This is a genomic window from Phaeodactylibacter xiamenensis (assembly GCF_000759025.1).
GTDB classification, from domain to species: Bacteria; Bacteroidota; Bacteroidia; order Chitinophagales; family Saprospiraceae; genus Phaeodactylibacter; species Phaeodactylibacter xiamenensis.
Genome location: NZ_JPOS01000092.1, coordinates 37,422 through 49,102, shown reverse-complemented (window position 1 = coordinate 49,102; position 11,681 = coordinate 37,422). Strand labels below are relative to the sequence as shown.

Here is an 11,681-nt window from a genome sequence, read left to right as displayed (position 1 = left end):
CCGGAAATCAATCAATGGCAATCTCAGATGATGCTGTGTTTTTTGTAGGAAATATCGATAATGGGCAGGTTAACGATATTGATGGTTATTTTTTAAAAAAAAGTAAGCAAGGTGATAGTTTATGGTTGAAATCATTTGGCGGTATTTATAATGATAGATTTTATGGAATCGATTTTTTAAATGATAGCACGCTCATTGTTCATGGAGATCACGGCACCCTTTCCCCAGGTGAAGAGAAAGTGTGGGTAATGGCATTAGACCTGGAGGGCAACATCCTGTGGGAGCGCTTTTACGCAGGGGAATATGGATTGATCAGGAGCCGGGATTTAGCCGTATTAGAAAATGGCAATGTGGTGATCGTCTATAGAGAGTGCCTTTCCTATCAGTCCTGCGGCTCAGGAATAGACAAACGGCTGCGGCTGCTGTGTATAGACCCGGATGGCAATGAGCTTTGGACCTCTACCATCGGGGAGTATTATTTATCGGGTGCTCAAACCGAGAATGTAATTGAGCTGGACAATAGTCAATTGCTCGTTTCTTTTTTCCGGGAAATCGGACAGGGGGTTAGACGAGCCCCCGTTCTATTGTGGGTCAGCCCAGAGGGTGAAGTCTTGCAGCAGTACGACTTTGAGTTTGTCAGCCTTGGCAATTATATATCTGATTTGTTCTTAACTGAAGCCGGGAATATAATCGGTGTAGGAGCCTCAAATACTTACTTGGGAGAAGATTTCTACGGTGGTGTAGGCTGGGTATTTTCCATGACACAGTCAGGTGAGCTCAATTGGGAGCGTATGTATCTAGATAATAGTGGAGGGCTGCATCTTGGGGTGCTTAATTGTGGGATAGAAACTGAAGACGGAGGATTGATCTTTGGAGGTTTTTTGGAAGATACTATCCTATTACAGCAGACCGCCTGGCTCCTAAAACTAGACAGCGCCGGCTGCTACCACCCCAACTGTGAGGAGGGCCTACAGTTTGTAGATGTGGAGGAGGTTGCGGCACCGCCTTCCAGCGTAAGCACTTACCGGGTCTATCCCAATCCGATTTCCGGAGGGGCAGTCCTTCAATTAGAAGCTCTGGTGGATATGCCTCGGGCAGCGCGGGCACAATGGATGGATGCGTACGGCCGGCACCTGGCGGAGCACGCGCTTGACCCTTTGCCGCTTCAAAATATTCCGGTTGGAGACTGGCCACCGGGCGTCTACTTCTTGCGGCTTATGGAGGAGTCGGGGCGGGCTTTGCAGGTGTTGCGGGTGTTGGTGGAGTGATAGGGGATAAGGTTAAAGTATTCAAGTTTAAAGGGTAAAGGTTTTTAAGGTTAATGGGGTAATGGATGAAGGTTAAAGTAGCGTGCCCTCACCGGGTGCACTAAGCTAAGCCATTGGAGGGGCATTCAACCGGTGTGTTTTTTCCTTGGTCTCATGGTTAGCACGCCCGGCGAAAGGCCCGACTACGTTCTAAACTACGTCGGACGGAGAGTGCGCCGGGCGAGGCTGCCTCACCGGGTGTACTAAGCTAAGCCATTGTCTGGGCATTCACCCGGTGTGCTTTTTTCTGGCTCTCCTGGTCAGCACGCCCGGCGAAAGGCCCGACTACGTTCTAAACTACGTCGGGCGGAGAGTGCGCCGGGCGAGAACCAGGTCCGGTGCCCTTGCTTCTGCCAATCCTAATTAAGCCTATTGCTCATTACCCCATTTTTTACGCACAAAAGCAATACCTTTAACCCCATTTCACGTTAAAGAGCTAAAAAAGGATGCAAGGAAAATCTTCCACCCTCTGGTTCCGTATTTTACAATGGAGTGCCGCGAGTGTACTGTTCGCCCGCGGCTGGCAGCATTTGTACTGGGATGCGCCCTTTCGCACCCTGCTTTGGGACCAGGCCTGGATGGAAGGTGCCGTACAAGCCGTTCTGGGTATGGACTGGCAAGCCTATGTCACCAACCCTAATACCGATTGGTGGATTCAGCAGCTGGTCTTCGGCACCGGCGTACTTTATGTGCTGGCTGGGTTGGTAGCGATTACCGTCCAACGTTGGGGCAGGCCTGGTCGGGTGGTGTTGTGGATGAGCAGCTTTAGCCTGTTGATCCTGGCGGGGCTGTACTGCAAAGAGAAGTTTTTCTTCCTGGGCCAGTTTCTGGAATACGCCCTTCAGTTTACGGCACCTGCCGTACTGGCCTGGGTAGCTGTTGCGCCGGAGCGGCGGTTCAACCGGTCTTTGCTGCTATTCCTTAAAGTTTGTATTGCGCTGACCTTTACCTGCCACGGGTTATACGCCGCAGGGTATTATCCACGGCCAGGCTACTTCGTCTTTATGGTTATGAGTATACTTGGCGTGGATGAAGTTGCAGCCGTTTATTTTTTGCAGGTTGCTGCTGCCCTGGATTTTATCCTGAGCGTACTGATTTTCCTGCCGGGGCGCGTCGCCCGCATCGCACTGGCTTATGCCGTATTTTGGGGGCTGTCCACCACCATCGCCCGCCCGTGGGCTTATGCTTATGTGGCGACCTGGGATACCGTCCTGTTGCAATGGGTGCACGAAGCGGTCATGCGTTTTCCGCACTTTTTGGTGCCGACGCTTGCCCTTGGGCTATCGGGCGGATTCAAAAAGCTGCCCCAAATCAGGCAGCAGTTTGAGTTGGTATTAAAGCGCTAGGATTTCTGCCATCCGGACCAAGTCGTTGTCCAGGCTTTTCGACTTAGTGATGGCCTCTGCGAAAGGCGTGTACTTGATCTTGCCGTTGACCAGCCCGGTCATCACATTCTTATGCCCTTTCACCAGCCCTTCCACAGCATGAAAGCCAAGTCGGCTGGAGAGCACCCGGTCAAGCGCAGTAGGCGATCCGCCGCGCTGCAGGTGGCCGATGATGGTCACTTTGGTATCGTAAAAATCAAACTTTTCCTTGACCTGAGCCGCGATCTCACTGGCGTTCCCATTTTTATTGCCCTCTGCAACGATGACTACGCTGAAGAGCTTCTTGCGCCGGGCCCCCATCTTCAGGAACTCCACCAGGTCTTCAATCGTGGTATCCGTTTCCGGGATCAGAGCACTGGCTGCACCGCTGCCAATAGCAGTATTCAGGGCAATGAAGCCGGCGTGCCGCCCCATCACCTCCACAAAAAACAACCGGTTGTGAGAATCGGCGGTGTCCCGGATTTTATCTACTGCTTCGATAGCGGTATTCACGGCCGTATCAAAGCCGATGGTCAAATCGGTTCCATACAGGTCGTTGTCAATTGTACCTGGTACACCAATGAAGGGAATATCGTACTCTTCGGTAAAAACAGAAGCCCCCGTAAAGGTACCATTGCCCCCAATGGCTATGCAGGCTTCGATATCGTGCGCGAGCAGGGTCTCATAGGCAGAGCGCCGCCCCTCCGGCGTCATGAACCGTTGGCTGCGGGCGGTTTTGAGTACCGTGCCGCCCCGGTGAAGAATATTGCCTACGTCCCGGCGCTCCAGCCGCTCGAGGTCGCCATCAATCATACCTTCGTACCCTCTGCGGATACCATAGACGTGCATATCGTGAAAAGAAGCGTTACGCACAACGGCCCTGACGGCAGCATTCATGCCCGGGGCATCGCCACCGGAAGTAAAAACAGCAATGCGTTTGATCTCCTTGCTCATTCGTTTAGTTTTATCCTTGTGTCAAATGCGACTCCATTTTTATTCGTGCTCTATACCAATCGGCGCTCTGAAGGGCTGTGCCCTGCATATCAGGCCATCGGGTTTTGACCACTAACCAAGCCGCAAAAGTAGGCATTTATTCTTCGGTGTGGAAGCGCACCAGCTCATCAATCGGCTTCTGAATAAAGTTCCCCATCTCCATGTCCCGCGCATCAAGGATGACACTTAGTGTTTGTTTGAAATAGTAGGCCACCGAACCGATAAAGTGCACGGGCAGGCTCATGTGGTTTTTATATTTGCGCACGTGCCGGTCAATGAACTGCTCAAAGGAGTCAAACAGGATCCGCTGAATAAACGGGTGGTCCTGATGATCGCCCATGAACTTGGTAAAGGAAGCCAGGTATACATTTGGTGGTTCGCCACTGTACACGTTATCCAGAATAGATTGTTTGCCACCTTTCAGGCTTTCTTCCAGTTCATCGTGCAGCTTCTTAGGCATCTCCCGGTAGAAGAAGGCCCGTATGAGGCGCTTGCCCAGGTGGGTGCCGGAGCCTTCGTCGCCCAGCAGATAGCCCAGATTGGTCACGTTGTCAATAACATCTGTCCCATCGTACAGGCAGCTGTTGGAACCCGTCCCGATGATACAGGAAATGCCCGGATCATGCCCACAGGTGGCGCGGGCGGCCCCCAGCAGGTCGTGGTGCACTTCAATGTCTGCATTCGCGAAAATACGGTCCAGCGCTTTCTGTACGGTGCCCTTGAGCCGGGCATCCCAGCAGCCGGCACCGTAGTAAAAAACTTTATTCGCCTCTTCCGTGGCAACTTCCGGTACTAAAGACTTCTGGAGCTCATTAAAAATGACATCCTCAGAATGAAAAACCGGGTTGAACCCCATCGTGGTAATACTCTGTATCCCCGAGCCGCTGATCATTTTCCAGTCGGCTTTGGTCGAGCCACTATCTACTACTACTATCATGACTGTCCTTTTAACTCGGCTAAAGGTAGTGTAAATTATACACTAAGTAAAAAATTCGGTTTCAATTTTTTCCCTGCTATTCTGTTTGGTTTGGGCGTTGATTCCGTCCCATTTTTTCGGTATGCGGTTTTGGTTCGCTGGTTGCGCCCCTGATCTGACCTGTTCCTGACAGATATACCGACGATAAAGTGGTTTGCCAAAGCAAACCGACTTGATGTCGGCATAAACGCTGTAAATTGGTCTGCGCCGATGTTGCAAACCAATTTGTTAAGCGTATATAGTTGCCTATTCCCGCAAAATATAGTTATTTCAAGCCCTGAAGCGAAAATGAGATTATGAAAACCTACTGGTGGAAAATTCTGGGCGTCCTCATCTTATGCTATGTGTTCATAGCCGGGATGATTGTGCCGCTTAATCCGGGTATTTCCGGTGTGTCTCCGGGCAGTTTGCGCACGGGACAGGATGCCGTTCTGGAAATCACAGGCTACAATTCCATGTACACCCAAAGCCCGGAAGTGCGGGTATGGCTGAAGATGGATGATGAGCGTGCCCTTGGTGCACAAACCGTTAAGGTATTGGATGATCGCCGGCTGGAAGCCACCTTTACCATTCCATCCTACCTTCCGGTGAACCGCAAAGTCCAGGACTTTACACTGGTGGTGGATAACGAAAAGGATGGTACCTCTGTCCTGCCCAGTGCGGTGTTTGTCACCCAGGATAGTGTAGCGCCGGAGCTCGGTGCTGCTGCCTTTCCCAATACGCCAATAGAAGGGCTGAACGAACGCTGGACCTTCACCTTCCCCTTCCGGAATATCCTGTATGAAACCATCCGCAATACTTACTTCCACGTTGCGCTGTGGTTCGCGATGATCTTTATCTTCATCGGTGCCCTTACCTATAGTATCCGCTACCTTCGCCAAAGTGACCTGCGGCAGGACTGCAATGCGCAGGCCTTTACCAAGGTGGGGATTCTGTTTGGTGTGCTGGGACTGGCAACCGGTGCCATCTGGGCCAAACATACCTGGGGCGCTTACTGGAGCGGTGACGTTAAGCAGAATATGACGGTCATTGCGCTGTTGATCTACCTGGCCTACTTTATCCTTCGTGCTGTATTTGATGACCCGGACAAGCGGGCGCGCATTTCAGCGGTGTACAACATTTTTGCCTTTGCAGCCCTCATCCCCCTTATCTACGTTATCCCCCGCCTGACCGACAGCCTTCACCCGGGCGCTGGAGGCAACCCGGCACTGGGTGGTGAGGATTTGGACAACACCATGCGCCTGGTCTTCTATCCGGCTATCATCGGCTGGACTCTTATCGGGCTATGGATGGCTAGCCTGCTCGCCCGCCTGGAGAAAGTACGCTTGAAGTGGTTTGATGTGCTGTAGCGCACGCCTGCTAACTTTTACAGCCTGCTTCCCCACCTGTGAAGCCTGATTTGGAATTGGACAAATGACCTGAAAAACCATGAGGAACGAATTCTTAGTCTTTGCATTTTTATCCCTTGGTATACTTCTTTTGGGTGCCTATTTCTTTTGGCCGCCACTTATCTGGGGGTTGGTATTGCTGGCACCGGTACTGGGGCTCGGCTTTTATGATATGGTTCAGACCCGCCACACGGTGATGCGCAATTTTCCGGTTTTTGGCCGTGGGCGGTATGTGTTGGAGGAACTTCGCCCTAAGCTTTACCAGTATTTCATCGAATCCGACACCAACGGTCGCCCCATCAACCGGATTTACCGCTCGGTGGTCTATCAGCGGGCGAAAAAGGTACGCGATACTACGCCCTTCGGCACACAGCTCGACCTTTACCGGGAAGGGTATGAATGGCTCAACCACTCCATCGCCGCCAAAGATGCCCACGACCTCGTGCAGGACCCACGGGTGACGGTTGGGAATGCAGCCTGCCGTCAACCCTATTCCGCCAGCCTCCTGAATGTGTCCGCTATGAGCTTTGGCTCCCTGAGCAAAAATGCCATCATGGCGCTCAATGGAGGTGCTGAAATGGGTGGTTTTGCCCACAACACCGGAGAAGGCGGGATCAGCCCTTACCACGAAAAGCACAATGGCGATCTGATCTACCAGTTTGGTACCGGATACTTTGGCTGCCGTACGCCAGACGGGCAGTTTTCCCCCGAAGCCTTCGCCGAGCGCGCGGCTTCTCCACAGGTCAAAATGATAGAAGTGAAATTATCACAGGGCGCCAAGCCTGGCCACGGTGGCATTCTGCCGGCAGCGAAGAATACCCCTGAAATTGCCAAAATCAGAGGGGTGAAAGTGGGGACTTCGGTTCTTTCTCCTCCCGGGCACAAGGCTTTTTCCACTCCTCAGGGGTTGGTGGCGTTCATCGGGCAGCTTCGGGAACTCTCGGAGGGCAAGCCGGTGGGCTTTAAGCTTTGCATGGGCAGCCGTTCGGAGTTCATGGCCATCTGTAAAGCCATGATAGAAGCGGATATTTACCCGGATTTTATTGCTGTGGATGGGGGAGAGGGCGGTACCGGCGCTGCCCCGCCCGAGTTTTCCAATTCAGTAGGTATGCCCTTCCGGGAAGGCCTGGCCACTGCCTATGACATCTTGCATGGCTTTGGCATAAAGCAGCACATTAAGCTTTTTGCCTCCGGAAAGATCCTTACCGGTTTCCACATGTTCCGCGCCTTTGCGCTGGGTGCCGATGCCTGCTACAGCGCCCGTGCCATGATGCTGGCGCTGGGCTGCATTCAGGCCCTGGAGTGCAATAAAAACAACTGCCCAACCGGCGTGGCTACCCAACGCCCCGAACTGGTGCAGGGGCTGGTGGTGAGCGACAAAAAAGTACGCGTGGCGAACTTCCAGCAGGAGACCATCAAAAACTTTGTGGAACTGCTGGGCGCTGCCGGGCTGGAACACCCGGGTCAGATTACCCGCCACCATATTTATCGCCGTATCAGTATGCACGAGGTAAGGCGGTATAGTGATTTATACCCGGAAATGCCCGAAGGTTGCCTGCGGGATGAGCATATGATTCCTGCGGACTGGCAGATGGATTGGAAAATGGCCCGGGCTGATCGGTTCTAAGCCCCCTCGGACGGCCGCTCGTCCTCACTTTCCGAAATTTTCCTGGGCGAAGGTTCCAGGCGTACATCCCGGTAGTGGCGCTTGAGCCAGGTGGCCAGCCCGTCAAGCCCGGGGAACAGCACCCGCTCGTTGATGTTGGACTGGTCGAGCTTGTCTCGGATCTCCCATTTGAGCTCAGCCGGGATGATGATCTTAAAGTAGCGCACCTTACGCCCGATCAGCCAGTCGCTGAGCAAGGTATTGGGGTCTGACATCATGGAAAAGACAGCATATTGATTCACAATCCGGTCATCGATTGATGGAGGCTCGAAGAAAACGGCGAAATCGTCATTTTTCAGATTTCCGAGCTTGGACAGGCTGTCCACGGCACGCTCCAGCATTTCAGCGGTAAAGATATGAGACCCTTCCTCTTCTATGATGAGCGCCAGCTGATCGGGCAGATGTAATTTCGAATCTACATAGTTGACCGCCCAGATGACGCCGTCCCGGTCGTAGCGGTTAAAGTCATTGGTAGTGAAATGCAAGGCAACATAGGGCGAGTAAGTCCAGTCGAGCAGGCGGGTGGGCAGGCCGTGGTGCTGAGCCAGCGCCAGCCAGTTCCAGACGGAGGTATACTCTGAGCGGATTTGCTTGTGAGAGTACTTCCGGAAATTGCGCAACAGGTGCTTTTCCAGGTGCGATTCTCCCAACCGGTTGAGGGTGGAAGTCAGCTCGAAATTGATATCCTCCATGCCCCGGTACACATAGCCCGAGCGGAAGCGCTGCAACTGGTCATTCCAGGAGTCGTGGTAAAGTATGTCTTGCAGTTCGTTCCAGGTTTTTACCCGGATGGTTTCCCCTTGTGTAAGCATACTGCAAAGGTAGGTAGATTTCAGGAGGGATGCAGGTTTGAATAGGATGGATCACCAGGGTGGGCAAAAAAAAGGCGACGCAGCCAAAAAGACTGGGCCGCCATTGCCACATCATCATAATTTTTAAAAGCGGGTGATTTGCTTGTTGTTTCAAAGTTAGGCGACTAACCCGCTGTCTGCAAGGGATTTGTGATCAGTGGTGGGAATTGTGGTGAATGGTTAAGCGTCTTCGCCCCGGGCTTCCAGATACTGATGGATTTCGGTCTTATAACCCCGGCTTGATGCCAGTGCCTGACCGCTGTGCAGGTGCAGGGTGTACTGATTGTTACCATCGTACTGCACCCGCTCAATAGCATTGGTATTGACCAGTAACGATCGGTGGATACGGAGGAACTGCCCTGCCAGTAGTGCATCTGCCACGGATTGCAAGGTCTGCCGTATAAGGTGCCGGCGGGAACCGGTATGCGCAATGAGATAGTTGCCATCGGCTTCAAAATACTGTACGTCCAGCACATTGATTTCCAGTGTCCGGCCTTTATCCTTGACTTCCAGAAACTGCAGCCCGGGTGTTTGTTGTGCTTCGTGCTGCTTTAGCATATGGACCATCTTCTGGTGCAATTCGGCATTTTCCCTGGTCTGTATTTGCTCCCGGGCGTGGGCCAGGGCCTGTTCGAAGCGGTCATCATCGTAGGGCTTGAGCAGATAATCCACCGCATGCACATCAAAAGCCTTGAGCGCATACTGATCATAGGCCGTGACGAAAATGATGAAAGGAAGGGGCTTGAGCGCTTCTTGCTGCAGGACATCAAAGCCATTCAGGTCAGGCATTTCTATATCGAGAAAAACGAGGTCCGGCTGGTAATCCCGCATTTGCCTCAGTGCTTCCCGGCCATTTTTGCATTCTCCAATACATATCACGCCTTCGGCTTGTTCCAGCAGTTTGACAATCCGCGCCCGGGCCAGGGGCTCATCGTCTACGACAAGTGCACGGATGACTTTCATAGCGTTGGTTTTTGAGTGGGAATGGCCAGGGTGACCACAAAGCCTTCGCCGGGAGCAGATTGCAACCCGAAGCCTGCCCGCTCCCCGTAAAGCAGGGACAGGCGCTCCCGGACATTCTGAAGCCCAATGCCTTTTTTGAGCAAGGCTGACTGTTCGGCGGTACTACCTTTTCCATTGTCGCGAACCTCCAAAAGGAGCGCTTGTCCATTGGTCATCCGACCGGCGATAGTGATTTTCCCATCTCCGCTTTGACTGGCAAACCCATGTTTGATGGCGTTTTCAACGAGCGGTTGTAGAATCAAGCTCGGTACCTGTACCTGTTGTGCCTGCTCTTCTATATCGAATTCAACGTCCAGCCGGTCCTGAAAGCGGGTCTGCTCTATCTTGAGGTAGTTTTGAATGAACTCCAGCTCTTCCCGCAGGGGAATAAGGTTGCTTTTTTCCTGGTCCAGCACCACTCTCAGCAGGCTACCCAGCCGGGAGACGATCCGCTGGGCTTCCTTTTTATCAAATTCCATGAGGGCAGAAATGGTGTTCAGGGTGTTGAACAGGAAGTGGGGTTGTAGTTGGAGGCGCAGGGCATTGAGTTGTGCGCCCGAGAGCTGCGATTGTATTTCTGCCATGGCAATCCGCTGATCGCGCAGCTTCCGCTGAAAGTTGATCGCCGAATAAATGGTGTAAATGATACCGAACTCCACCATACGTGAAATCAGGGCAGCAGGAAGGGCACGGAAAATATGCCGGAACGTATCCGCCGAAATCAGCTCTTTGCCGGTAAAGTGCAGCATCCCAAAGAACAGAATGTTGGAGACCAGTTCGTGCAGGACAGAAAGCCCGAACCCGATCAGCAGAATGCTGCCAATCAGGCGGTAGCGATCCTGATGCTCCTGAGTGCGCCTGATCCAGTGGTGCACGAGCGGAAAAAGGATGCCCCAGGTAGAGTAGTTGGCCACATGCAGCCACAGCCGTGGCCATTCAAACTGATAATTTTCCCGCAGGTAAAGCAGAAATAGGTAGTCTCTAAGGCTCCACAGCAAGCCCAGCCCGATCGCGATCAGGATGGCAATGCCCCAGGAAATGGGTGGCTTACGAAGGTTCATAGGGCAAATTTAAGGCAAATCCGCGCACTTGCCTACCGCCATGTGGCCGGCGCTTTGTATTGGGACGATTAGTTGACCACATTTTGCGGTGCCCCTGCCTGAAAGGCCCTGATGTTGTTCAGGGTGATGTCCATAAGGCGCTGCCGGGCTTCCAGCGAGGCCCAGGCCAGGTGGGGCGTGAGGATGCAATTTGGGGCGCTGATGAGCACATTGCCTTCTTTTGGAGGTTCCGTACTGAGCACATCCAGTGCAGCTCCTGCCAGTTGCCCCTCTTGGAGGGCAAGCTTCAGGTCTGCTTCCTGTATCAGTCCGCCCCGGCCGGTATTGATGAGGTAGGCCGTGGTTTTCATGCGCTGCAGCAGTTGGGCATTCACAATCTCGCGGTTGGCTTCAGAGAGGGGAGCGTGAAGGGATATCACGTCGCTCTGTTCAAACAGGGCTTCCAGGCTGACAAACTCCACGCCGGGGCGGGCATCCCGCTCGGGGTGTTTGTGGGTTGCCAGGATTTTCATGCCAAATGCCTGCGCCAGGTCCGCCACCCGCTGCCCGATGCGCCCGAAGCCGTAAATGCCAAAGATTTTTCCAGCCAGTTCAGGTAAGGTGTGCAAGGTATAGGCAAAATCATCGCTGCGCTGCCATTCGCCCGCCTGCACGCTGATGTGGTGTTGGTACACCTTATTGGTTAGCGCCAGCAGGAGCGCAAAAACGTGCTGCGCAACGGAATCCGTACTGTACCCCACTGCATTGCATACCGGAATACCGCGTTCCCGGGCGGCTTGTAAATCGACGTTGTTGTACCCGGTAGCGGTGACGCAAATACAATTCAAATTGGGGAGTTGCGCCAGCTCGTTTTTCCCCAGCACCACTTTATTGACGAGGAGGATATCCGCCGGCCGTCCCCGTTCCACCACCTGTTCTTTGGGCGTAAAGTCATGGATTTCGTACTCGCCGAAGGTGCTTAGCCCTTCCCAGCTCAGGTCTCCGGGGTTAAGCGTTCTTCCGTCAAGCGCAATTATTTTCATAAGATTCGCTGTTTAGTTGTGTCAGGGTGGAAGGTACAAAAAAGCAAAACA

The 11,681-nt window shown here is 53.0% G+C and carries 10 protein-coding genes; 4 read left to right on the top strand and 6 right to left on the bottom strand.

Annotated features, from left to right (window positions below; translation table 11 throughout):
- Nucleotides 1-248: 248 nt before the first annotated feature.
- Together IX84_RS27920 and IX84_RS27915 are read left to right on the top strand one after the other, a co-directional pair.
- Complete coding sequence (locus IX84_RS27920) at nt 249-1,268, top strand: hypothetical protein (protein ID WP_152605276.1); 1,020 nt, start codon at nt 249-251, stop codon at nt 1,266-1,268.
- Nucleotides 1,269-1,753: 485 nt separating this feature from the next.
- The gene (locus IX84_RS27915; protein ID WP_044229154.1) at nt 1,754-2,653 is read left to right on the top strand and encodes a hypothetical protein; all 900 of its coding nucleotides are present in this window, start codon (nt 1,754-1,756) and stop codon (nt 2,651-2,653) included.
- Here the strand turns inward: IX84_RS27915 and pfkA are convergent.
- Together pfkA and IX84_RS27905 are read right to left on the bottom strand one after the other, a co-directional pair.
- On the bottom strand, nt 2,642-3,625 hold the full coding sequence (gene pfkA, locus IX84_RS27910; RefSeq protein ID WP_202965308.1) for a 6-phosphofructokinase: 984 nt from the start codon (nt 3,623-3,625) through the stop codon (nt 2,642-2,644). The genes IX84_RS27915 and pfkA overlap by 12 nt on opposite strands.
- Nucleotides 3,626-3,761: 136 nt before the next feature.
- Nucleotides 3,762-4,601, bottom strand: a complete 840-nt coding sequence (locus IX84_RS27905; protein WP_044229152.1) for a hypothetical protein — start codon at nt 4,599-4,601, stop codon at nt 3,762-3,764.
- Nucleotides 4,602-4,936: 335 nt separating this feature from the next.
- On the opposite strand from IX84_RS27905, the gene ccsA reads away from it, so the two are divergent.
- Both ccsA and IX84_RS27895 read left to right on the top strand, forming a co-directional pair.
- Nucleotides 4,937-5,989, top strand: coding sequence for a cytochrome c biogenesis protein CcsA (ccsA, locus tag IX84_RS27900; protein ID WP_052516472.1), 1,053 nt, complete (start codon nt 4,937-4,939; stop codon nt 5,987-5,989).
- Between the two features lie 79 nt (nt 5,990-6,068).
- On the top strand, nt 6,069-7,655 hold the full coding sequence (locus IX84_RS27895; protein WP_044229147.1) for an FMN-binding glutamate synthase family protein: 1,587 nt from the start codon (nt 6,069-6,071) through the stop codon (nt 7,653-7,655).
- Here the strand turns inward: IX84_RS27895 and IX84_RS27890 are convergent.
- The 4 genes from IX84_RS27890 to IX84_RS27875 form a co-directional block, all read right to left on the bottom strand.
- Complete coding sequence (locus tag IX84_RS27890; RefSeq protein WP_044229144.1) at nt 7,652-8,506, bottom strand: FRG domain-containing protein; 855 nt, start codon at nt 8,504-8,506, stop codon at nt 7,652-7,654. The two genes, IX84_RS27895 and IX84_RS27890, sit on opposite strands and share 4 nt — an antisense overlap.
- A gap of 219 nt (nt 8,507-8,725) precedes the next feature.
- Nucleotides 8,726-9,508 carry a LytR/AlgR family response regulator transcription factor gene (locus IX84_RS27885; RefSeq protein ID WP_044229141.1) on the bottom strand — a complete coding sequence of 261 codons (783 nt, stop codon included), beginning with the start codon at nt 9,506-9,508 and terminating at the stop codon, nt 8,726-8,728.
- Nucleotides 9,505-10,608 carry a sensor histidine kinase gene (locus IX84_RS31680; RefSeq protein ID WP_052516471.1) on the bottom strand — a complete coding sequence of 368 codons (1,104 nt, stop codon included), beginning with the start codon at nt 10,606-10,608 and terminating at the stop codon, nt 9,505-9,507. The genes IX84_RS27885 and IX84_RS31680 overlap by 4 nt, the downstream gene beginning before the upstream one ends.
- A gap of 68 nt (nt 10,609-10,676) precedes the next feature.
- Nucleotides 10,677-11,630: a D-2-hydroxyacid dehydrogenase gene (locus tag IX84_RS27875; protein WP_044229138.1), complete on the bottom strand. Its 954-nt coding sequence runs from the start codon at nt 11,628-11,630 to the stop codon at nt 10,677-10,679.
- Between the last annotated feature and the right edge of the window lie 51 nt (nt 11,631-11,681).